The sequence below is a fragment of the Sphaerospermopsis reniformis genome (genome assembly GCF_005402885.1).
GTDB lineage: Bacteria > Cyanobacteriota > Cyanobacteriia > Cyanobacteriales > Nostocaceae > Sphaerospermopsis > Sphaerospermopsis kisseleviana.
The window spans coordinates 1-24,482 of record NZ_BJCE01000011.1 but is presented as its reverse complement, the minus strand read 5'-3'; the positions used below and the strand labels follow the sequence as shown (position 1 = coordinate 24,482).

Below are 24,482 nucleotides of genomic sequence, written 5' to 3'. Positions count from 1 at the left end.
TTTTGATGGTTTTAGTGTCTATTCCTTGCAGCTTTTTCACCTTTTTTACACCTGAATCCCTTGATTTATCGTGGTTTTATATTTATTCAGCAAACCCTAATATATTATTCTCCCCAGTCACCAGTCACCAGTCACCAGTTACCAGTTACCAGTCACCATTCCCCAGTTTGCAGAATGAGCGAATGGCTTGCCAAATCTTATCAGTTACATTTGCCAAGGTGTGATCGCTATCCAATTCTATTAATTCTACCCAAGGACGCGATCGCGCAAAATCTCGACTAGCTTGAATAGGAATAACTTCATCTTGTTTGCCATGTAAAATCAGGGTAGGAATGGGACGTTGTAACAAGTTTTCCTGGTATTTGGCAGCATCTGTGACGAAATTATAACTTAAAGGTAATTCTCTTCCTTCCCCATAGTGATAAACAAAGCAATATTGTTCTTGATGCCAACGTTTGATTTTTTCTGCTCCTAAAGAGGGCAACCAATGGTATAAAAATCCAAAAGCTGGTGCTAGTAACACTAAGCGTTGCACTTGTGGGTTTTGTTCTGCCAAATGAGCAGATGTTAAACCACCTAAACTAGAACCAATCAGCGTTACAGGTATGGATGGATCAGGAAATTCAGCGGTTCGGCTTACTTCGGCTCCGCTCAGTACAGGTCGCTCACCATAAAATTTAACCTGATGTAATTGACGGGTAATGGTGAGATGGGAAAAATCACCAGCATTTAAATCGGGAATTTTTAACTTGATCTGAATTTGGGTAAAGTGATCGCTCAAATCCTGTGCTTTGGTTGATTTAGGACTGGAAGCAAAGCCATGAAGATAGATGAATGAAGTCAAATTAAAACTCCTGATCCATTATTCACTCAAAACTTAATTGTTACCGGGGTTATTGCCAGGGTTATTGCCAGGATTGTTACTTGTACTGAGCGGAGTCGAAGTATTCTGTCTATTTTCGCGGATGACTTCTCCTGTTTTGACAAAATAATCTATTGATCCCAAAGGATTATTCCTGATTGATTCTCTTCCTAAATTATCTCTGGTAAGACGGTTGATAAATCTTTGTTCGCGCCCAGATTCTCTATTGTTAGAGCGATTGTTGGAGTTATTATTGGCGTTGTTAGTAGAGCGATTGATTTTTCTAGCTAGTTCTTTAGTGTCCAGTCCCCAATCACCTATTCCCTATTCCCTATTCCCTATTCTCTATTTCTAATAACTAATCCAATCACTCCAACTACCTGCATAAAGTTTAGCTGTGGAAATTCCAGCTAGTTCTAAAGAAAGTAAATTGACACAGGCGGTTACACCAGAACCACAATAAACTAAAATTTCTTTAGTAGGTTCTATTTTTTCCCATCGTTGACGTTGTTCTGATTGGGGAAGTAAGAAACCGGAAGCGTCGGTGACTGCTTGCCAAGGATAGTTTACAGCACCGGGAATATGACCAGCTATTTTATCGGTTGGTTCTCGTTCTCCACGATAGCGATCGCCATCTCTTGAATCTACTAAAACTACATCTGGACTATCTTTGAAATTTTTAACATAAGTATAGTCTACAACTTTTTCTTCATTTAACTGAGGGGTAAAAGTTCCCATTTTAGGTGCTGGAATTACATCTGTAATAGGATAACCAGCTTTTTGCCAACCAGCAAAACCACCATCTAAAACAGCTACTTGTTCATGTCCTAAATAACGCAATAACCACCACAAACGAGATGCAAAAGCCAAACGTGAATCATCGTAAGCGACTACTAAAGTTTTTTGGTATATTACCCCAATTTTTGCTAATTTATCTGCTAAATCATTGGGGTTAGGTAAAGGATGTCTTCCCCCATGTTCAGCGACAGGGCTAGATAAATCCTGATTTAAATCTAAATAGTAAGCTCCTGGAATATGACTTGTTTGATATTGGTTTTGTCCTAATTGTGGATCAGCCAAAGAAAAGCGACAATCAATAATGACTACTTGGGAATCATTAAGATGGGTAAATAGCCATTCGGGAGAAACAACAAATTGATGATTAATCATAGGTGACAGGTGACAGGTGACAGGTGACAGAAGGAAGGTTATTTTCGCTCACCCAGTATCCTAACTGCTGAATGATGAATATTGAAATGAGGTAACGAGAAAAATGTCAGATACAAATAATTTTACACTTCAATCGACAAAAGATGGTTCTTTTACTTTTTTTTCTCCAGAATTTAATGAAGCTTTTCACAGTAATTATGGAGCAAAACAAGAGAGCTATCTAAAATTTGCAGTTCCCACTCAAGTACAGAAAGTAGCCAGGAAAGGAATAGTAAAAATTTTAGATGTTTGTTATGGACTAGGATACAATACAGCGGCTGCTTTGGAAGTAATTTGGCAAGAAAATCCTACTTGTATAGTGGAAGTTATTGGTTTAGAAATAAATCCTGAAGTTCCCAAAGCAGCGATGAGCCAGGATATATTTAATGATTGGGATGATGAGTATAGAACTATTTTAAACGAACTGGCATTTAAGCACTATTGTCAAACAAATCGCTTACAAGCTAAATTACTGATAGGTGATGCTAGAAAATTAATTCAAGAAGTAGGTAAATCAGGTTTTTTAGCAGATGCTATTTTTCTTGATCCCTTTTCACCACCCCATTGTCCCCAATTATGGACTGTGGAATTTATACAAAAATTAACGCAGTGTTTACACAGAGATGGGTTATTAGCGACTTATTCCTGTGCTGCTGCTGTACGCACTGCACTTTTAGCGGCTAAGTTGGTAATAGGTTCTACCGCACCTGTAGGAAGACGCACTCCTGGTACTATTGGAGCATATCCCGATGGGGTAAATGACACTTTGATAAGCTCAGTGCATCGCATTACAGGGATTTATCCCCTTTCAGTAGCCGAAAAAGAACATTTACAAACTCGTGCTGCTATTCCTTATCGAGATCCTTCTTTAAGTGATACTGGTGAGTTAATATTAAGCAGAAGGCGACAAGAACAAGAAACGAGTCCCTTAGAAACAACTTCAAAATGGCGCAAACGATGGCTAGGAAAGGGTTAATATTTGACACTTCGACAAGCTCAGTGCATCGCAATTGCCCGTCAACAGACTAGAAACCTGTTTTACTTCTTGATCATGGGTATATTATTTTAGAACTTGAATTTCAACGCAAGGCAAGTAATATTTTAAGAGTAATATTTTAAGGAACCTAAAACAATTACAAAAGATTCATTCATAAGCTATTAATTGCTTGGTTGAGAATCAGTTAATAACTTTTACCCATGTTTTTTTGTAATAAATAAACGATTATAGATTTTAAATTACTTGACTGAATAATTATTATTTTTACTACTATTCACTTCTATTAAATTCGGCTTTAACTCGACATTAGAATTTACAGCATTACCTAGTTGAGAAATCATCAAATTTGAGCCTAGACCTAATAAAATTCCCGTCACACTTAAACCCAGCATAGCTATAATTTTTTGTTGATTTATTGCAATCCAAAAAATATCTAATATCTGATCTGATATTGTACCAGAACCTATCACCGGAATAGGCATTAGTGCTGCTAAAGCATCCGCAGCATTAGCATAACGATATTTACGATTTGGTGCAACCATTTTCTTTAACCATGAACAAAAACTTGGACTGATATCAGGAAGTAATTCCTGAAAATTAAAGCGATATTTATCATCCATTAATTTACCAATATCCGCAGATCGACTATTTGTCAACAAGCAAATTAATGTTACACCTAAACTATATAAATCAGATGCTGCTGTTAAAGGATATCCAAATTCTGCTTCTGGGGGAATAAACCCCGGAGTACCAGCAACCAATGTACTCAAAACTGCTTTTTTATCCTGTGTCTTTGCTAAACCAAAATCTACTAAATAAGCTTGTAATTGCTGGTCTAATAAAATATTATCTGGCTTGATATCTCGATGAATAATTTTAGGTTTTTGTTCTTGTAGATAAACTAAAATATCTAAAATTGATAAAGCAATTTCCTTTATTTCTTGGGGATGAAAGCAGCGGCTCAAACCTAATGATGGAGCATTTTTATATTCTTGGACTAAATAGAAACATCCTGGTGTTTCAAAAGAATTTATATAACGAGGAATGCGGGGATGATTTAATCTTTGTAAAAACTGCATTTCCCTTTCATAAGCTTTCACTCCATACCAGTCAGCAGTTGTATTTGCAAAACAAAATTCCTTAATTACTACTTGTTTTTGAGAGTTGATATGATTAGCTAAATAAGTAATGCGTCCTCCTTCTGAGTTTCTGCCTAATTCTCGAATTACTTGATAGCCAAATGCCGAAAAATCTGGATAATTTTTGCAGAATTTTATCTTTTTGTATCCATGATTTACATTAAACTCTATCATAAAATACACACAAGTTTTGTTTTGACAAAACAAAATCATAAAATACATTTTCAAAAATTTTCCTCAGTTGACATAGGAATGAGTAAAAGGTAATCTACGTGCTTCACAAATTACCCATTACCCATTACCAATTCCAGATGGTTTTGATGTTTTACCCTACGGACTTCCAGTTTTTCTGTGCTAACCAGTCAATAATTGCAGTGTTGACAATATCTGGTACTTCATCATGGGGACAATGACCGGCGTTAGGAATAGGCACAATTTGAATATCTTTACCATTGTTACCCGCCTCTTCGTAAATTTTAGCGCCGGTAATTGGAGTCCAAGGATCATTAGCACCCCAAATTACTAATAAAGGCCATTTTAACTGCGGTAATAGTTCTTCGGGAGCAGGTCCTGGAGGTGCGGTGAGAATGGAAGCAAAAACTTGTTGCGCTCCTGGATCGCAAGATGGTGTATAAAGTAAATCAACAAGTTCATCTGTTACAGCATTGCGATCGCAATATACTTGATACAATGTGCGGCGAATTTGTGATTTTTGGCGAATGCGGTTAAAAACGAATTTTCCTGTGACTGGGTTAGCTACCAACTTGTTAAACGTAGCCATGAAAACCCTTAAAACCGGGTTTAATTCATGGGGACGATGACTCAAACCACCAGCAGAATTTATTAATACTCCCCCAGCAGCAATTTCAGGATGTTCTGTGAGAATTATTAAACTCAACAGTGCGCCAATGGAATTTCCTATAAATATAGCCGGTGTTTGAATGTGTGCATCACAAAAATCTTTTAACAGTTCTACCCACACTTCCATGCTATAACTCACGGTCGCTTTGTCCGAACCACCAAAACCTAGTAAGTCTAAAGCAAACACCCGATAACCAGCATTGGCTAAAACAGCTATATTTTTGCGCCAGTGTCCTATAGAAGCACCAAAACCGTGAATGAGTACCAAGGGTTGACCTGTACCCATCACAGTATATTGAATTTTATAATCTTGCCAAGTCCAAACTTGTTTTTCTATGGTTTGTAAATTCTGGGTTGTAATCGTCATTCGTTAAGATTCCTAAAGTATTGTTTCTTTATGCTAATCCTCCTGGCATTCTAGACAAAACATGAGCGAAAAAACTACATAAGATGTACACTAGCACCTGTAACTTTCACGTAGCATCAAAATCACTAGCAAATCTTACTTACGCCTTGATCTAATGTCAGATAAAATACTATGATTTTAAGTATATTAACTAATTCTAGGAAAGTCCTGATAGCGTCAGTTTCTCTCATAGCCTTGTCGCCAATACATTCTACCTTGGCTGCATCTCAACTATCTGCTGTATCTGTTACAATCCCATCAACAATCAATGATCAGCAGCTTTTAGCACAAGAAACTACTCAAGCAGAAGAAACATCAACTCCTGCTGCTTCTGCCAGGAGAGAAAAATCAGGATTTACTTTATATATCTGGCAACCAGGTGGTAAAATATCAGAAGTAATTGCCCGGATATCTATTAAAGGGAAATATGGTGATAAATATCTCAAAGAAAGATTTTTAGGCGATTACAAATATAAAATTAAGCAGAAAGCCAAATTTGTGAACGGTTTTAAATTGGGCGATCGCATTGTTGTCCGATTGTATGATACTAAAGACCGTTTTATTGGCTACACAGAATTTGCTTGTTTACCTGATCATACAGCAGTAAACCTGATTTTACCAGCCAAACCAAGCGAAAATCCCGTAGTTCGCGTTTTTTATGGTGTTGATAATAACGAAGATGGCATCGTTGACAGAGATGCAGCTATCAAATATGACTATTTCACAGAACTCAAAAACCAAAAAGTTACCTTCCTCACCAGTTCCGAAAATATCGACATTACTCCATACCAAGCAGCGGGTTTTGCTAACGTTGCTCAAACAAGCGTTTATCCTGCAACCTTTAGTGAAGGCGAGTTTGCCTTAGCAGGTAAAACCATTAGCGTCTATGATCCTAAATTAGCACCAGCCCTATTATCTATTCCTGGCAGTTTGGTAAAGTTAACCCAACTCGGTAACAACTCCACATTTCAACTTCACGAGTTATTGGGTAAATATCGCTCAGTGGGTGTAGCTCAAGGTATTCGAGTCAACTTTTCTGATATTCCCAAAGATTACTGGGCTAAGGATTATATCGCCGAATTGGCAGCAATGGAAATCATTGATGGCTATCCTGATGGTACATTTCGCCCTAACGCCCCAGTTACTCGCGCCCAACTAGCAGCCCTCTTGCAAAAGACATTTATTAAAAGTAAAGTACGAAAAGCTATAAATTTTCGAGATGTTCCTCCAGATTATTGGGCTTATAATGCTATTCGTGAAAGTTACGAAATGGGTTTTTTCACAGTTGTTAACAGCAGAAGCTTTAACCCCACACAAAAACTGAAACGTCTCGATGTTTTAATTACCTTAGCAAAAGGATTGAATTATAAATTTAGCGGTTCTACAAAAGATATTTTGTCTATTTATAATGATGCTTCCACTATCAGAAGCGAACACCGCGAATTTATTGCCGCAATGACAGAAAATGGCGTAATTGTCAACTATCCCAATGTAAAATTATTAAACGGTGACAAGCAAGCTACCAGAGCCGAAGTTAGTGCCTTGTTATATAGGTCTATGGTAAGTGCAGGTGAAACTGCTGATTTTGCTTCCAAATATACAGTTAAACCTGTTAGAAAAGGTGACAGGTGACAGAGAGGTAAAAGTGATTAAGTCACACCATTTTTCTGCCATCTTACCAGTAAATAAAACAGTATTTAATTGGCAGAAAACAGATTTTATAGAAGTGTTAAAAAATGCTGCTGATACTGCTGAATTAACTGTCATCGGTGAAGTGAGTTTTGCATTTCAACCCCAAGGAGTATCAGCAGTGATTTTATTAGCCGAATCTCATATAGCGTTACACTTTTGGCCAGAAGAAAGTAAAGTTACTATTGATATTCATATCTGTGATTATCAAAAGGATAATTTACAAAAAGCGCAATTTTTAACACAGATAATCACACAAGAATTTAGTAATTGTGAATATCTCAAGAATTGGCATTATTTATCTGTTAGTGGATAGCATTCCCTATTCCCTATTCCCTATTTTTAAAAACACCAACCACTTAAAAAAGATGCAGCAATATAAGCAAAAGCTTCTATTAAACCTGCACCCACATTAGGAATTTCTTGGTTAACAATTTCATCGGAAATTTTCACACCGGGAACTAAAATTAAATCTGCTAACCAGCGAATACCAACTAAAGAAAGCAAGCAAAATACTAAGATTAAACCATATTGGGTAAAACTAAGCTGTTGTGCATTTAATTTGTATAAGTGGAACAGGCATCTTGCCTGTTAAACAAGAGTTCAGAACATTAGGATTATACAATTTAGCTGTGTAACAGCTTAACTAACCAATTTGTAAACTCTGGATAAAAAGCCACCCTAACTATATTACCAGTAGCAATTAATAAACCTGCTAACGCTACTCCTGCTGCGGGGTTATTTTTGATAATTATTTCATTCATTTTAACCCAATGACAACTTTTGCAATAAACTAATTAATGTATCTGCTAATTGGTCATAAAAAAAGTAATCATGAGCGCCAATTGTTTTAATATGTTTACCTCCAAATTGACTTTTAAATTGGGAAAATTTGGCATAACCATGATTAGGATCACGGGTAAAACCATAAAAATCATAAACTTGACAACCGCAAATTTTTGCCCTTTGGATAGCTTGCCAATGTAAGCCATAATTTGCCATTACTTGTTTATATAATAAGTTTCTGCCACCATATAAATAAGTTGCTGTATAACCACAATATACTACTAAAATTGCTGCTATTATTTCTCCATTCCAACTAGCTAAACCAATTTCTGCCATATTTTCTTTAAATAACGTTTGACAGAGATTGATAAAAAACCTGTAGGGTTCACCAAAAAATTCTTGACGTTCGACAGTTTCCCAAAATAAATTATAAAATAAAGGAATAGTTTGGGAATCATTACTAAATTCAATTTTTACCCCATAACGTTGACTAATACGAATATTGTAACGCCCTTTAGGTTTCATAGATGCTAGAATTTCATCTGTACTTGGGCGTAAATCAATTAATAAAGTTTCACAGGGTAATAAGTCAGCAGGTGCGCGAACAAAATCTTGAAGATAATCAGGTTTTTCCTGCCATAATGGTTCAATACGAAGAGCAACTGCACCCTGTTTTCTGGCTAAAGTTTCTCCTTTTTCTAACAATAACTGCATCCCTATTTCTGAAGTATTTTCTGGAGTATTTTCTGGTAATATTGGTCCACCAGAAGTAAATAATAAATTGGCTTTATTAGTGTGGGGGTATAAATAATAAATACACCCACCCACTAAATCATTATTTTCTGAAAATAATCCATAACGAAAAGTTTTATAACCTTCTATTTCTTTAAAATCAGCCCAACTTGTAGTTTGCATAAAGCAACCCTTGGGAGTAGATTTAACTAACAAATTCCAAGCTGTTTTTTCTGAAGCTTGTAATTCTCTGACTGTTAAAGATAAGTTATTTTTCTCTGCTATGGTTGGGTGATAATTATTAACATTCATAATATTCATCTTTAATTATTTCGCATTCTCTTAATAATGCTATATATCCAGTAACTACTAAAGCAAGTGAATATAAAACCTACCCATTTACTATCACCAGTACCATCGTTATAACTACTGCTACTGCTACGACTACCATAATATGAGCCTTTAGCAAATACTGAATCTGGTGCTACTAGATTAGTCATTAACAACGTTATAGACAACAAAGTAATCAATTCAACCATTTTAGGGTTTAACGTGCCTAAAGGCTGATTATATTTAATTTTATCAGCAAAAGTCCTCAATTCACTAGCAATTTGTGGTGGTAATTCCTGCACTCTAGTTAGTAAACTATTGAGTAATTTGTTAACGTCTATTTCTGATAATAATCCTTGGAGATTATCTAACCAATATGTTGTCATCTTTGGTTCGTGATAGGGATGACGTACTGGTACAAATTGATTAATATTTGGTAAGTCTTTGTCTGCATTAGGAGCAGCATAAATATTTTGTAGCCAAAACTTAGCTACAGATTCCAAATCTAAGGAATTAATATTTTCTATTTCGGCGTTGAACTGTTCATTAATATCTAAAAAATCCACATATTCACCAGAATTTAATAGGATATCTTCTGGGTTTGATGGATGATTCAAAAGATAATAAAATAACCGTTCGTTTTCCAGTGTGTGAATAGTTACTTTATGCCGATATGCTGCTATTTTTTGTTCAAATTTAAAGACAGGGAGTAAATTTTCACGGGTTAAATAATTTAAATTATTTGGGAAATAAATGTTTTCAATTTCTGTCCTCAAAATTCTTTGTGTTGAACCTAAAAAGAAACCCCAATCACCATAATCATGGTTACAAAATGAGGGAATTTGAATTTGTAAGGGTTTAGTTGCAAAATTCACTGATAGCAAAGTTTGATACAAACACCAAAAAGCGTGAGTATCATAATTTGGTGAAACTCCGTTAACAGCTACTATTCCAGAAGGAATTAAAATGCGATTAACTTCTTGAAACCATTCCTGACTATAGATTTTTGCATCTTCAGCCGATTTAGGACAAGTGAAATCACAAATTACAACATGATAATAATCATCAACTAATTGTCTGACAAATCCAAAGGCTTCTTGAGTGTATACTGTAACTTTTTCATGTTCTAAACTGCCTAAATTATAAGGTTTAAATACTGTGTTTGCTAATTCGATAACATCTGGATTATAGTCTACTAAATCAATGTTTTTTACCTGAGCAAAACGCAGTAAATCTCTAGCAGCTAATCCATCACCACCACCACAAATCAAAACCCGTAAATCTGTATCAGTAAATCTTTGGATGGCTAAAGATACAGCAGGAATTACTAAATTTTCATGATAAATTGCCTCATCAGCACTATCAAACTGTAAATCTCCATTGATATAAAAGGCAATACGATGATCATAGTTTTCAATAAATAAGGAAATAGACATAGAAACTTTACCCAAATATCATTAAAAATATACCGATGGACAAAAATATGAGCGCAATTATTAATTCAATTATTAACTCAGGTTTCCACCTCAATACCTGGCGTTCCGAACTTACACCTTTTTGAATATTATGAAATTCTTCAGGCTTGACTATTTTGGTTGAGTAAATCTCTAATTGTAGATTGGGAAAAGATTCTATTGCTAAATTTACACAATGGTCTTTATCCCAATAATCCCAAGTAATGCGAGATTTTGTTTTCCCTTCAGAATCATAACTTCCTTCAGTTTGTGAATCGAAATAATAGGATTTATAGAAAAGTTTTAGTTCTGGATAAGGGGTATTTAATACTTGCATTTCTTTCCATAATGTAGTTAGTTGTAGTGGGTTTTTGGGAAAATCTGGAGTATATAAAGACACATTCTGTAATTGATTGGAAATATACCAAGTTACAGAGTTAATTTCTTTGCTGGGGTCATATTCTCGCAATAAGTAATATTCCGAACCACCGGAGGAGACTAACAACCATTCCTCTGTTTGATAACCTTGAGGATCTTGGTAGGTGCTGTAATCTTTTATATCCCAGTCTACACCAGAATATCTCACGCGATCGCCCGGACGCAAGGCATGAACTTGAGTTTCAATACTAACTGTATACATACAGGTTTAACTATGATTAACTGTAACTTTCACAACCGAGTTGAGAGTTACATTACTATATGATCTATTTCTCGTTTTTTGCTAGAAAATTTTAAATCACTTTACAAAATAGAGTTTTACCCTGTTTCCTCTAACTGTATAAACTAAATCTGATGAAAATGGCATCTTTTTCGGGTTTAGCATTGCTAAAACCATACCAAATTATATGTAATTATATCAAGTGCTATGCATATAAACGTATTGAATTGGAAAAGGAATTTCAATTCCTTCTTGTTGATAGCGTTTGTGTAACTTCTTCACCAACAAATGTTTACCAATGCGCTGGTCAAAATATTCACTGACTCGCAGATAAAGAGTATGATCTATGCTAAAATCATTGAAAGTGTGAAACCTCAGATAAGGTTCGATTTGAATTAATTCTGGTGCAATTTCTTGCATAACTTCTTTAGCGACTTCTATAGTCACTTTTTCCACCAATTCCAAATCACTATCATAACTAACACCCACATTCATAGTTAAAGTAATTTCTTTTGCAGGTAGATGATAATTAGTAAAAATTGCCGAAGCCAACTTAGAATTAGGAACAATAATCACATTATTAGAAATTTCCTTGATTGTGGTATTTCGCCAAGTAATATCTGTGACATAACCTTGATGACCATCATCTAATTTAACATAATCCCCTGCTCTTACCTGCTTAGAAATAACTAAATAAAAACCAGAAAATAAATTAGCTAAGGTGTCTTGTAGAGCTAAACCAACAGCTAAACCTCCAATTCCCAAGGTGGTAACTATGGGAGTAATTTCAATACCCACAGTTTGCAAAAGAATTAATGTTCCCAAAACTAAAACAATTGTTTTAGCTAAATTAGAAAGCAGGGATGTAGAAACTCCCTCGGTACGTTGGACAAATAAATTGACAAAACCGGCAGTCAGTCTAGCTAAAACTAAAGTTACAGAATATAATAAAATTATGGTGATGATTTTTTGCAGAACATTAGCAATACCTGGTTTAACAGGAGAACTAAGAATAGCCCAAAAAAAACCTGCCAAAACAAACCAAATAAAGGTCATTCTGTGCAGTGATTGAAATATAATCTCACTCCCAGGAATTTGCCGCTTAATAACAAAGCTTTTAATTCTATTAAAAATAACTTTTTCACCAATTATGCCAGTCAGAAAGCCAACTAGAATAAATATAAGAGGTATAATCCATTGCATCATAGTTATATTTGATAGTGAATTGACAACTGGAAATTACAAGAGTCAAGATTGAGAATGATCGTTAAATCAGGAATATAGCTAGAAGCGAAAAGCTGAATGCTGACCTGAAAATTAGGATATCAACAATTAGCAAATTAAACTCGCTAAGTTTTTCCAGAGAAATTGATGTATAATGATCATCCGAGCAAAAATATGTGATACATTATAGCAATGATAAGTAATTGATGATATGTTTACTAAAATCCGATTTCTACCTAAAAAAAGGTGACTTTTATTACTTTGAAAAACACAAATAAATTAATTGTTTTCTGATGACAATCTAGCTGGAGACTGATTTTTGAGACTTAATCCTCAGTATCAGTAGTAGTTAACCTCAAAATTTATTGGTGTACTTCACCTAAGTAATGGATCTACCAATTATTTACCATCAAGATTATATTGCACCTCTGCCGCTTGGACATCGCTTCCCCATGTCGAAATTTAGACAACTGTATGAATTGCTGTTAGCTGACAGGGTAGCATATCCAGAACAGTTTCACACTCCTGAATGTCCACCGCAAGAATTAATAGAATTAGTCCACACCAAAAGTTATGTACAAGCTTACTGCGAAGGAACATTAGAAGCAAAAGCACAAAGACGCATTGGTTTACCTTGGAGTCCAGCTTTAGTAAATCGTACCTGTGTAGCAGTAGGTGGAACAATATTAACGGCTAAATTAGCATTAAACCAAGGTTTAGCTTGTAATACTGCTGGTGGAACACATCACGCTTTTCCTAATTATGGATCTGGTTTTTGTATTTTTAATGATTTAGCAATTGCTACTCGCGTTTTACAAAAATTAGGACTTGCTAAAAAGATGTTAATTGTTGACTTAGACGTACATCAAGGAGATGGAACAGCGTTTATATTTGAAAATGATCACAGCGTTTTTACATTTTCCATGCACTGCGAAATTAACTTCCCTAGCACCAAACAAACAAGTGATTTAGATGTACCATTACCACTAGGAATGGAAGACGATGCTTATTTACAAACCCTAGCTAATTACCTACCAGACTTGCTAACAGAAATTAAGCCAGATATAGTATTGTATGACGCTGGAGTCGACACCCATATAGATGATAAACTAGGAAAATTATCTCTCACAGACACTGGAATTTTTCGACGAGAAATGCAGGTTTTAACCACCTGCGTTAGTGCTGGTTATCCAGTAGCTTGTGTTATTGGCGGTGGTTATGCAGATGATATTAAATCTCTTGTTTGGAGACATTCTTTATTACATCGAGCCGCCAGTCAGGTTTATCACCAGTTTCATCTTTAAAACTATATCTAACCTTATTCCTCTTGGTGTGAAATCAAAAACAATCAGGACATCCATGCAACAGAAATTAGTGAAAATAAACAATTCAGAAACCTTTGGCTATAGCTTATTAAATTCCACAATTGATAACTTAATTCGTAGCTTTGAAGGACAACAAGCAGTTACATCATATTCCAACTTTCGAGAAAAAAAAGAACGCGCTCATGAATTGATTTTTGAATGTATAGGTAAAAAAACTTGCCTATTTTATCTTCGCCGTCAAGGTAAGGGAAAAGATACAGGAGAAGAAATTTGGGATTTAACCATTGCTACAGATGACAGTGAGTTTCAACTACCCAAAAGATTGAAAGAACTAAATAAAACTTTAGGATTGAGAGCCGCAGTGAAAAAAAATGGTACTGGTGGTTTAAAAATTCTCTCAGTTTATTTATTACCACTATCAAGAGGAAGAATTGACGCTTATGCTTTACCATTACCATTGCAGTTAGTTCCTAATTATTATGAGCCTATAAATATTTCTCCCAAGAGATTGGCACAAATAAATAAAATGCCAATATGCGGTAATCATATACCCACCGAAGACCAACTACAAGCATGGAAAGCTTTTTTGAAAATTGAAGAACGTATTGCTAAAGCCAGACAATTTTGTGTCAAATTTTTCCACTCCGAATATGACTGCCAACAAAAAGAAATCGCCTTAAAAATTGATATTAACTCAGCCACCCTTGATGGTGATGAAGAGAATTATTTAGATGTAGAAAACTTTTGGGAACGGGTAAAACAGGCAAAAAATCAAGATATCAAATTTTCTGATTCTGTACCTACTGAAATAACTCGTCGCACTAGTCGTCAATTAGGAAATATTGAAAAAATTGACCACAGAAATAATCTTATTTACATCAGGCTTGAGCGGGAATTAGTAGAATATATAGCATCGGAAAATTATCAAATACCAACAAAAGGATACTTATTTTTTGATGCTGCTGGTGATATTAAACAAATTAAGCGTAAAGAAAAAGCATTAGAACAATTAAAACAAGGACGGACACAAAACCCATATTTAGGAGATTTCTTATTTGACGCTTCCCAAGCCAGACCTATTCAAAAAACTGTTAAACTAAAACCACAAGATTTGTTATTATCTGCTGCAAATTCAGGTCAAAAAGCATCTGTAGAAAAGGTAATAGCCGCAGAAGATTTAGTTTTGATTCAAGGTCCACCAGGAACAGGTAAAACGACTGTAATTGCCGAAATTTGCTATCAAATAGCTTTGCGTGGTGGTCGCACATTAATTACTTCCCAAGCTAATTTAGCAGTTGATAATGCTTTAAGTCGCTTAGTTCACAACCCAGTTATCCGCGCTGTCAGAAAAGGAAAAGCTGAAAAAGTTGGAGAAGAAGGACAAGGATTTTTAGAAGACCAAGTAATTAACAGATGGTTAGAAAATACTGCTAATGACTGTGAAAATAATCTCAATCAACACAGAGAAAATATACAAATTCTTCAGCAGCTATTAACAACATCGAAAAGATTTACAGATTACTTAAAATTAGTGGAAAAAGTCAATCATAAACAAAAGAAATTAAAAGATGAAAAGATAAAATTAGAGAATGTTTACAGAACTCAAGAAACTGTCTATCATGAATTGCTTGAGCATAAAAATGAAATTGAATCTTTAATTAATGGGGTGAAAGATATTATCAATAAACCACAAAATATCAATTGGGATGATCCAGAAATTAAAGATTTTTTACCCCGTTTGCAACCTTATATATTAGAAAATAATCTAGTAGGAGATTTTCGGGAAAAAGTCAATCAAGCTATTAAGTATACCGATGAACTGGGGGTTATTTGTCCTGTGCGTGGTGCATTCGGTTTAGCTGTCTGGTTGCGGGAAACTATAGCCAAGGAAATTGCCGGATTTCAATCAACATTCACCTATGCTTATGATGCAACTATCGCTATGTCAGACTTAGCAAAATTAGTACAGGGTTTCCAAAAAAAATCAGCCTATTTACATCAGTTACAAACAGAGTATCAAAAGTCTATTAATCAGGATCACAAGCTACAACCAACCATTCAAAATTGGGAAAACCGTAAACGAGAAATTAATTATATTATCGCAGCAGTTAAAGAGTGGAAAACTACAGCGTATTCCCATCTTTACCAAGTTTTGAAAAATTGCCAGCAATCTGATTTATTATTGACTGAAGAAATGCTGCATTTACCACTGGGTTTATTGATGTTTGCTAAAAACTTAAACTTGCCAATCTTACCAAAGAATTACCAAATTAAATTACCAGAATGGGAATTACTAATCAAAGCATTGTCTTATGAAATTGATGGTAATTTTAGTGACAGAAGGGGTAAAAAGCACAATTTTAGCTATTTTATGCAGCAAAATTTTAGTCAAATTCCCTTATTCTTGGAAAAGAGCGATCGCCAAAAATGGCAAGCAACATATCAACAGTTTCAAAAGTATCAATTACTCACTACAAAACAACGTCAATTATTAGTTGAAAATGCCCAGAGTTTTTTAATTCAACTGCAACAAACCTACAGTGCATCTTATGAATTAAATAACCTGGATTCTACTTTAGCTAGAATTACCCAAGAATTATTAGATACAATTCTTGCTAATGCTCGTCAATGTGTTCTCAAATTAAAAACAGAAGCAGAGCAACAACTTAATAATTTGCACAAACAACAACAGTTAAATCAACCTCCAAATAATCAAATTACCCAAGAACAAATATTAGCAACTCAAACTCAGGTAGAAAAAGCCAGTCAAGATGCTAATTTACTGCTGGAAAGAGTTGTAAAAATTTTGGAACAGCTGAATAAACAACCACAGCTACCTGTAAAATTACGAAATCTCACACAACAATATTTAGCAAAACAAGCAAATATTTGGGAACAGCATCAGGAATTTGAGAAACAAGTGCAGCTTTGGGAAACTTGCATAACTCATCTGGATGATTTAAATTCCTCCTTAGATGCTTTCTCAGTATTCGAGAATATTCAAGAATCTTTAAAAGAGGAACTAGTAAAAATAAATAAAACCAGCAAAAACTATTTACAAAAACTTGAAAAAGCAAAAATTAAATTAAATGAAATAGAAGAAAAATTAAAATCCCATATCTCCAATGATTTAATCATAGAAAAAAATTGCTGCGAGATGACTTGGCAACAAATACCCGATCAATTTAAACCTCAGCCCAAAACCACAGAAACAGATTTCTTGAATTTGGAATTTTTGCAGCAGATAAAACAACAATTTGATCTTTGGCAACAACAACTACAAAATGAAGAAGATTATTTGCGTAAATATCAAAACTTTGTCCAAGATTGGATTACCAAACTACGTCAACCTTCAGAAAGAGATAGTAACGATTTAAGACAAATTTATTTAGATAACGCTAACGTCGTTGGTATCACCTGCGTGCAAGCTGCAAATTACAACTTCTCGGAAGAATTTAAATATTTTGATGTTGTCATTATTGATGAAGTAAGTAAATGTACACCTCCAGAATTAGTTATCCCCGCCTTGAAAGCCAAAAAATTAGTCATGGTAGGAGATCACCGACAACTACCACCAATGCTAGAAATTGACACAATAGAAGAAGTCGCAGAAACAATGGGACATTCTAGAGAAGAAATGGGATTTCTCGAAGAATCCTTATTTAAATTTCAGTTTGAAAATGCCGATAATAGCATTAAACAAATGCTCAATACCCAATATCGAATGCACCCCAATATTATGGGAGCAATCAATCAGTTTTATGATGGTAAATTAGAATGTGGCATTTTAGAATCAGATAGCAAACGCGCCCATAATTTAGCAGGTGAAGTCATTAAACCAGAACATCATTTAGTGTGGGTGACAACGCCTAGAGAAGATGAATTTGCAGAAGAAAAATTAGGAACATCATTTTTTAATCCCCAAGAAGTAGATGTCATTGAAAAAATCTGTCAAGATTTTGAAAATGCTTGGCGTTCTAGAGTTGCTAATGGTGAACCTAAAAAAGAAATAGCAGTTATTACATTTTATGGCGCTCAACTGCGAAAAATAGATGAACGTTTACAACCAGAACTTTTTCCATCATTGCACATTAGAACAGGTACAGTTGATAGATTTCAAGGTATGGAAAGACCAGTTGTAATTGTGAGTATGGTGCGGAATAATCCTTTAGGAGATGTGGGATTTGCTAAAAAACCAGAAAGGGTAAACGTCGCTTTTTCTCGCGCTCAAGAATTATTAGTAATTGTTGGTTGTCACGATTTATTTACCAGCAACTCTGGTAAAGTTGGTCGAATGTATTCAGAAGTAGCAAATCTCGCCACTCGTCATGGAGGTTTTATTAATGTTTCCTGGTTCTGTTGATAGAAATATTGATCCGCATCTCAAAAATATAGTCACCGAAATTGAAACAGAAAATCCCCAATTATCAGTTTTTGCAGCCCGTCAATTTCGCTATAGTTTGCGTAAAAATACCTTAGAATTAACAGTTAAAGAACCACGTCCATTTAATGTCATGGAAGAGTTTATCATCCGTGCTGGACTGGAATTTGAACCCCCACCAACAGGAGATGAATTAGCATCTATCCTGGGACTTGATCCTGTATTTGTTCACAGTACAATTTCCACACTTCAATCATTACAAACTTTGGCATTGAAATCACCTATTACCGTTACCCCAGAAGGACAATTATTTTATGAAAAAGGTACAGTACCACTGCCGGCTTATACAGTGGAAATTTATGCAGTTACCGATTTTTTAGAAGGTAAACTTACCTGTAAAAACGAAGATTTAAATAATGATGTCTCTATGAAATTACCTGATTTAGCCAACTTGGTGAAAATAGAACATATAAATATTGATATCTCTATTTTACCTTTGGAAAGAATACAGCAGATTATTCAAAACTCAGGATTAACATTTCATGTACCAGAAGCAGGAAAAATAGTCACTGCTTTTAAGGTGATTCAACCTACACAAATTATTTGGAAAAATATATCTCTTTTGGTGATTTTCGATGGTATAGCTGACAAATTTAAAATTCAAATTCGTAGCGGTAAGCGCATATCAGAAGCAGCATCAACTAGGGTAACTTCCTTATTAAATGAAGGCAGAATTTCCTTAGCAGCATTATGTGATTTATCTGATGCAACAATCAATTCTGCAAGAGCAAAAATAATGAGTAATTCATAATTGGGTAATAGGTAATAAGTAATTCGTAATTATAAATTACTACCCAATCACCAATCACCAATCCCCAATCCCCAATCCCCAATCACCAGATGCAAAAAATCGTTAAATTTGATACAATTTATCAAAATTAGGAGAGCCAAGGAGCAAAATAAAGTGGTCTTAACGAAAGGCTTTGAAATTGAGATGTATACTGGCACACCTCAAGGTGAAATAGTTGGTCTCTCCGACCAAATTGTTGCGGATTTACAGGGATTTATGCGAGAGCCAGATAGCCGCAACGTAGAATACATCACTAAAGCTTCCACCAGTTACGAAAATCAATTGTGTGGTTTATTGCGCCCACGTCAGCAGTTACGGAAATATTTGCAGCGGTTAAACAATTACACATTGATACCAGGGAGTACCCTGTCCTTGGGAAGAAGCGATCGCTTTTACCGTTCTGACCTCACTAACCCTTATCATGACTACATTGAGCAAACCTACGGGACAAAAGTTGTCACCGCCAGCGTACATATTAATATTGGCATTCCCGATCCAGAAATATTAATGCGTGCCTGTCGGATTATCCGTATAGAAGCGCCACTTTTCCTTGCCCTAAGCGCCTCATCACCATTTTTAGATGGTAAAGCCACAGGTTATCATTCTACCCGTTGGGGACTCTTCCCCCAAACTCCCAGTCATGTACCTCTATTTGCCAGTCATGACCATCATATTCAATGGGTGGAAGCACAGTTAAAAGCTAGAACAATGCAAAATGTCCGACATTTGTGGACATCAGTTAGACCAAATGGCGATCGCCGTCCTTATGATTTAAATCGCTTAGAATTGCGAATTTGTGATTTAGTCACAGATCCTATTTTCTTATTAGCAATTACAGCCTTATTAGAAGCGCGGTTATTGCAAATCATTGACAACCCCAATATTGACCCCTTAACCCAAAGCAGTTTCTCACCTGAAGAACTAATTAATATAACCGCTAAAAATGAAATGGCAGCAGCCACATCCAGTCTTGATGCCCAATTGCAACATTGGCAAGATGGTAGTACCATACTCGCCAGAGATTGGATTAACCAGCTATATCAAGAAGTTTGGGGCATAGCCAAACAACAAGGCTTCGGTTGTTTCCTGTCTCCCTTACAGAAAATTCTCCGTGAAGGCAACGAAGCCCAACAATGGTTACAGTTACACAAACTTGGTGTCGATGCCCAGCAAGTCATTAAACAAGCCATCATTGCCACCCAAGAACGGGAACAAGAACTAGAAAGCAAATTATTTTGTTCCTCCGTCATGGCTTAGTGGGGATTGGTGACTAGTGACTGGGTTAACCTCCCTTTCTTCCCCTGCTGCCCCTGCCTCCTGCCTCCTGCCTCCTGCCTCCTGTCTCCTGCCTCCTTGACCTTATTTGTTTTAAAAATCTAATGTGTCCCTAGTGGTTAATGCCTATTAACAAAACCTATATATCGTCTATATGTGTTTTTAGGTATATTTTCTCTGATATACTCATAAACCCCAGTGCCTTCCTTGGTTTCTACTGGATTTTGACTTTTAACTTTTAACTTTTGACTTGTCTTATGCCCCAGGTAGTTTTAGTTAACCCGCAAATTCCTCCAAATACAGGCAATATTGCCCGTACTTGTGCCGCTACAGGGACAGAATTGCATTTGGTGGGTCCATTAGGGTTTGAAATTAGCGATCGCTACCTCAAAAGAGCAGGTTTAGATTACTGGCCTTACGTCAAACTGCACTATCACGAATCCCCAGAAGCATTCCAAATCATCCATCAACAGCGTGGAGGCAGATTGTTAGGGTTTAGCGTTCGTGGCAGTTTTAACTATATTAACTACCAGTATCAAACCGATGATTGGTTATTGTTTGGCAGTGAAACCACAGGTTTACCGCCAGATGTTCTCAATGTCTGTCACTCTACCCTCTACATACCCATGCACGAACCCGGCGTTCGCAGCTTGAATCTATCCGTAAGTGTGGCTATTGGCTTGTTTGAATGCCGACGACAGTTAGGGTATCTACAATAGTTAGCTAGGTTTTACTTATAAAGACTGAATCAGTTAGGAAAGAAGCAAATTCTCCACTTAACTGTTTAAGTATTATTACTAAAACAAGATTTAGATGTAGCAACATTTATATACTAAATCAACCTAGATAAAAAAATTGCTGAGTCCAAAGATAGTCATATAAGAAATTTGTATAGAAACTTTGATTCCAAACCAAGAGACAATGATAGATTTTAGTGAATTGAAATTTTATCTCTGTCAGAGGTAAAATCATCAAAGCATTTACTGTCAAGCATCTTAGCTATTTGTATTATGAAATACAATCGACCATATCAGAAACTGCGGCGGATTTGTACGGTTGTTTTTTAGGAAATAAAAGCCGTAAAGTCTCCTGTTGATAAGACTGATTAGATAAAAAAACTTAGAAAATATCTACAGCAGGAACATCGTTTTTTTCAAAGTTGCAGCAGAGCAAATGCTAACAGCGATAGTGAACGGGATCAAAGCTATCAGATTTGTCCAGTCCCCGCTTTGAAAGCATGAGCATCAGGCATAACTGTCAAGAGCGAAAAATCCTGGGTTTTGTGAGGAGTGAAAACAGACAATTCAACGCAAAAATCTTAAGGTTGACTAACAAGTGTGAACTTGTCTAAATCAGAGAAGCAGGTTAATCTTGCCTAAGTATCTCTGGTAAATGTGATCTTGATCTATCGTTTGATGTGATCTCAAATTATGGATTAATATACAACAGAAAAATCAAGATCGGTTAAGCGAAGCGTGATCATAGGAGGTCGTCTTTGAAACGAGCATTGAAAAAGAGAGTAAAGGCTGTGTTAAACAATACTCCCAACAGCGATGGTGTCCTGATCGAGCCGTCAAATGAGACAATTCACAAAACAAACCGCCGGGCGGGAACCCAAGCCGCGATGATTGGCTTGGCAATCTCAATGGGCGCAACCAGCCTTTTGGTGACTCGACAAAGCGATCAAGCCCAAGCAGCCGCGCCTGTTGGCAGTCAAAAAGCAGCCTCAACAATTCCTGCTGCTTCTGACACTGAGATAAAATTTGCGGCCACAAAGCTGGAGTCCCAAGCCGTCCCTTCAGCGAGCGTGCCTGAAAATCCTGTCATTGTCGGGGAACCAACAGCAGTTTCGCAAATGCCTGGGCTTGAAGCTAAATGGCCAGTTGCAGCCAAGGAAATGGCTGTACAAATTCAAACATCAGAAGCTAACAAAAATGCTGTCTACTTGCAACCCCAAGTAGAGCAGGGATTGAATAACAACTCAGTTCAATCTCGGTTACAAACAGAAAAACCACTGTCCCAGACAGAATCGCAATTTTCTCAAAATCAGGGTGTTGCTGATTCTCTATCCCCAGTCGTAATAGTAGAATCAGCAAACCCAGTTAGCAATGATGTTAATGCACAACTAAAAGCGCAGCAAGAGTTCGCACTCAATCGCTTACAGGAAAAATCCAACCGTTTAAGAAATAGTCTTGCCCAGTTGCGGCCTGATGAGACAAATAAGTTCTCAGAAGCTGGTATTGAGGTAGCACAACCAACAACTGTAGCTGATAACAGCTTGCCAGTACAGTCGTCAGAGGTGATAGATGCTAACCAAGCCGACCTAATATCCAGGTTAAAACAGGATAAACAAACAAGTGCGCCAGTGCAGAAAGCATTGACACCTGCACCCGCACCCGCAGTTGTCGCGCAATTAGCAACGACAACCTACGAAGTTAAACCCGGAGACACATTAGCCGAGATTGCTGATAATTACGGGACTTCTGTTTCCGATATCATCAAAGCTAATAATCTCGATGATCCCAACCAGCTGCAAATCAGTCAAAAACTGATTATTCCCACAGCTAAAGCAGAGCGTACCAGTTACACTCAGCCAACTGTAGCAATCAGTCCTACTTTCATCCGGCCTAGCAGCAATCCCAAACTTGCTGTTTCTCCGCTGAGTAAACCTGATCCAGAAGCTAATCTACCTCTGATTCCACAGTCACCAGTGGAAAGCAACAATAACAGTGTTGCCATTCCCGTACCTGTAGTCAAACAGTCACCAGTCGCTAGGAACAACAGCAGTGTTGCTATTCCCATACCTTTAGCTGGGAATCAACTGCCGCCAACCCCAGAAACTGAATTCACTGCTCCTAATTCCTTGGCAGTGGGAGGTGATAATTCACAACTGGATATTGCGACAGAAACACAAACAGAGCAACAACTACCTCAAAAAACAGCAAAGCTCAAAGGTCTTGAGCGTATCCGCAGCTTGCAAGCCGAAATTGAAAGACTAAGGGAAAAATACCGCGCTCAAAAGTCTGGTGTAACTGTGGCTAACGTGGATGAAACTGAAAATACACCAGTCCCCGTTGTGGTGGAGAAAGCCAATAATCAAACAAATTTTCCAGTTAATGCTCAACTGAATGCGGTATCAATTTCTGTACCCAAGCCGATACAACCAGGCTATAGTCAACAACCGGTTAAGCCCTTGGTAAGTGCGGCTCGACCCAATAATGAGCCAATTAACCCCCAATTCCTATCAAGGCAAACAGCTTTACCTGGTAACTCCTCTGGTAGTTCTTCTAGCATTAGGTTAAACGTACCTACCGCTGGTGTCAACTCTAGTGACTCCTTGGGTAACTTGCGCGGAACCAGAGTATCCCCAGCTTTACCACCTTTGGCAGCAGTAGATTTATATCTGCCCAAATCTGTTGAAGAAACTACAGAGCCTTCCTCTTCCACGTCGCATATTTGGCCTGCTAAGGGTGTGCTTACCTCTGGCTATGGCTGGCGCTGGGGTAGAATGCACAGAGGTATTGATATTGCTAACGGCGTGGGTACACCAATTTACGCCTCGTCTGCCGGTAGGGTAGAAAGAGCAGGTTGGAACAACGGTGGTTATGGACTCTTGGTTGATATCCGCCATGCTGATGGCAGCTTGACCCGCTATGCTCACAACAGCCGGATTTTAGTGCAAGTAGGTCAAGAAGTGGAACAAGGACAAATCATTGCAGCGATGGGTAGCACTGGTTTTAGCACAGGATCCCACATCCATTTTGAAGTTCACCCCGCAGGTAAGGGCGCAGTTAACCCCATTGCTTTCTTGCCATCACGGACACAGGCACGCCTGTAAATACTTGGCTGCTGGTTAATTTAGTAATTGTCTTGTTTGTGGAGGGAGTTTGACTCCCTCTTTTATTTTGGAAATATAGCAGGAGGCAGGAGGCAGGAGGCAGGAGTAAAACCGTTTTGTAGTAAGAGGTTCATTATTATATTGATGTCCTAACTAGGGTTTGCTGAAAAAGTCGAAAAAAACCTTGAGGAGAATTGAGTGGGTAGTCAAGCAGAAATAAAGATAAGTTTTTGTTGTCTAAACTTCACTAAAACATCAATTTCACTAATGAGCCAAGGGAAAAAAGACGTAAGTTTGAAAAATTGACAAAAAAATCGCCAAAAAAGCCATGATAACAGGGTAGAAAGATTCATAACCAAGAAGGAAATAGCAATAGAAGTTAAAGAAGTATGAGGCAATTTAGCCATGACTCTACCCAGGCTAAATCTTCGTTTACCTTGTCCGAATTTACCCTCAATAGAATTAC

The 24,482-nt window shown here is 36.7% G+C and carries 20 protein-coding genes; 9 read left to right on the top strand and 11 right to left on the bottom strand.

Annotated features, from left to right (window positions below):
- Positions 1 to 145: 145 nt before the first annotated feature.
- Complete coding sequence (locus FFR48_RS02975) at positions 146 to 844, bottom strand: YqiA/YcfP family alpha/beta fold hydrolase (protein ID WP_096567459.1); 699 nt, start codon at positions 842 to 844, stop codon at positions 146 to 148.
- 369 nt (positions 845 to 1,213) lie between these two features.
- A complete protein-coding gene (locus FFR48_RS02970; RefSeq protein WP_096567457.1) occupies positions 1,214 to 2,032 on the bottom strand; it encodes a sulfurtransferase in 819 nt (272 codons plus the stop codon).
- A gap of 103 nt (positions 2,033 to 2,135) precedes the next feature.
- Here FFR48_RS02970 and FFR48_RS02965 point away from each other — a divergent pair, with 103 nt between their 5' ends.
- Positions 2,136 to 3,047, top strand: coding sequence for a tRNA (5-methylaminomethyl-2-thiouridine)(34)-methyltransferase MnmD (locus FFR48_RS02965; protein ID WP_137666320.1), 912 nt, complete (start codon positions 2,136 to 2,138; stop codon positions 3,045 to 3,047).
- Between the two features lie 260 nt (positions 3,048 to 3,307).
- Here FFR48_RS02965 and FFR48_RS02960 read toward each other — a convergent pair whose 3' ends face one another.
- A complete protein-coding gene (locus FFR48_RS02960; protein ID WP_201277569.1) occupies positions 3,308 to 4,381 on the bottom strand; it encodes a serine/threonine protein kinase in 1,074 nt (357 codons plus the stop codon).
- A gap of 151 nt (positions 4,382 to 4,532) precedes the next feature.
- Positions 4,533 to 5,435: an alpha/beta fold hydrolase gene (locus tag FFR48_RS02955; protein ID WP_137666319.1), complete on the bottom strand. Its 903-nt coding sequence runs from the start codon at positions 5,433 to 5,435 to the stop codon at positions 4,533 to 4,535.
- A 171-nt stretch (positions 5,436 to 5,606) separates the two neighbouring features.
- Here FFR48_RS02955 and FFR48_RS02950 point away from each other — a divergent pair, with 171 nt between their 5' ends.
- Together FFR48_RS02950 and FFR48_RS02945 are read left to right on the top strand one after the other, a co-directional pair.
- Positions 5,607 to 7,106, top strand: a complete 1,500-nt coding sequence (locus FFR48_RS02950) for an S-layer homology domain-containing protein (protein WP_137666318.1) — start codon at positions 5,607 to 5,609, stop codon at positions 7,104 to 7,106.
- 13 nt (positions 7,107 to 7,119) lie between these two features.
- Positions 7,120 to 7,479: an S-adenosylmethionine decarboxylase family protein gene (locus FFR48_RS02945; RefSeq protein WP_096572651.1), complete on the top strand. Its 360-nt coding sequence runs from the start codon at positions 7,120 to 7,122 to the stop codon at positions 7,477 to 7,479.
- 26 nt (positions 7,480 to 7,505) lie between these two features.
- Here FFR48_RS02945 and FFR48_RS02940 read toward each other — a convergent pair whose 3' ends face one another.
- The 6 genes from FFR48_RS02940 to FFR48_RS02915 form a co-directional block, all read right to left on the bottom strand.
- On the bottom strand, positions 7,506 to 7,670 hold the full coding sequence (locus tag FFR48_RS02940; RefSeq protein WP_201277568.1) for a DUF350 domain-containing protein: 165 nt from the start codon (positions 7,668 to 7,670) through the stop codon (positions 7,506 to 7,508).
- A 119-nt stretch (positions 7,671 to 7,789) separates the two neighbouring features.
- Positions 7,790 to 7,927, bottom strand: coding sequence for a DUF350 domain-containing protein (locus FFR48_RS02935; protein ID WP_137666317.1), 138 nt, complete (start codon positions 7,925 to 7,927; stop codon positions 7,790 to 7,792).
- Position 7,928: 1 nt separating this feature from the next.
- Complete coding sequence (locus FFR48_RS02930; protein WP_096572650.1) at positions 7,929 to 8,993, bottom strand: lipid II:glycine glycyltransferase FemX; 1,065 nt, start codon at positions 8,991 to 8,993, stop codon at positions 7,929 to 7,931.
- A gap of 11 nt (positions 8,994 to 9,004) precedes the next feature.
- Positions 9,005 to 10,447 (bottom strand): spermine/spermidine synthase domain-containing protein, encoded by a 1,443-nt coding sequence (locus FFR48_RS02925; protein ID WP_137666316.1) that lies wholly within the window; start codon positions 10,445 to 10,447, stop codon positions 9,005 to 9,007.
- 7 nt (positions 10,448 to 10,454) lie between these two features.
- Complete coding sequence (locus FFR48_RS02920; RefSeq protein WP_137666315.1) at positions 10,455 to 11,105, bottom strand: DUF4178 domain-containing protein; 651 nt, start codon at positions 11,103 to 11,105, stop codon at positions 10,455 to 10,457.
- A 216-nt stretch (positions 11,106 to 11,321) separates the two neighbouring features.
- Positions 11,322 to 12,329, bottom strand: a complete 1,008-nt coding sequence (locus FFR48_RS02915; protein ID WP_137666314.1) for a mechanosensitive ion channel family protein — start codon at positions 12,327 to 12,329, stop codon at positions 11,322 to 11,324.
- A gap of 404 nt (positions 12,330 to 12,733) precedes the next feature.
- Between FFR48_RS02915 and FFR48_RS02910 the strand changes: the two genes are divergently transcribed.
- The 6 genes from FFR48_RS02910 (at position 12,734) to FFR48_RS02885 (ending at position 24,016) form a co-directional block, all read left to right on the top strand.
- Positions 12,734 to 13,651 carry a histone deacetylase family protein gene (locus FFR48_RS02910; protein WP_096567444.1) on the top strand — a complete coding sequence of 306 codons (918 nt, stop codon included), beginning with the start codon at positions 12,734 to 12,736 and terminating at the stop codon, positions 13,649 to 13,651.
- A 55-nt stretch (positions 13,652 to 13,706) separates the two neighbouring features.
- On the top strand, positions 13,707 to 18,035 hold the full coding sequence (locus tag FFR48_RS02905) for an AAA domain-containing protein (RefSeq protein ID WP_137666313.1): 4,329 nt from the start codon (positions 13,707 to 13,709) through the stop codon (positions 18,033 to 18,035).
- Positions 18,016 to 18,864 carry a hypothetical protein gene (locus FFR48_RS02900; protein ID WP_199291066.1) on the top strand — a complete coding sequence of 283 codons (849 nt, stop codon included), beginning with the start codon at positions 18,016 to 18,018 and terminating at the stop codon, positions 18,862 to 18,864. The genes FFR48_RS02905 and FFR48_RS02900 overlap by 20 nt, the downstream gene beginning before the upstream one ends.
- 153 nt (positions 18,865 to 19,017) lie before the next feature.
- Positions 19,018 to 20,160: a glutamate--cysteine ligase gene (gshA, locus tag FFR48_RS02895; RefSeq protein ID WP_137666312.1), complete on the top strand. Its 1,143-nt coding sequence runs from the start codon at positions 19,018 to 19,020 to the stop codon at positions 20,158 to 20,160.
- A 275-nt stretch (positions 20,161 to 20,435) separates the two neighbouring features.
- Positions 20,436 to 20,897, top strand: coding sequence for a tRNA (cytidine(34)-2'-O)-methyltransferase (locus tag FFR48_RS02890; protein ID WP_096567441.1), 462 nt, complete (start codon positions 20,436 to 20,438; stop codon positions 20,895 to 20,897).
- Between the two features lie 809 nt (positions 20,898 to 21,706).
- Positions 21,707 to 24,016 carry a peptidoglycan DD-metalloendopeptidase family protein gene (locus FFR48_RS02885; protein ID WP_307722501.1) on the top strand — a complete coding sequence of 770 codons (2,310 nt, stop codon included), beginning with the start codon at positions 21,707 to 21,709 and terminating at the stop codon, positions 24,014 to 24,016.
- A 206-nt stretch (positions 24,017 to 24,222) separates the two neighbouring features.
- On the opposite strand, the gene FFR48_RS02880 is transcribed toward FFR48_RS02885, so the two are convergent.
- Positions 24,223 to 24,482 (bottom strand): transposase (locus FFR48_RS02880; protein ID WP_162501834.1); only part of this gene is annotated, 260 nt, incomplete at its 5' end.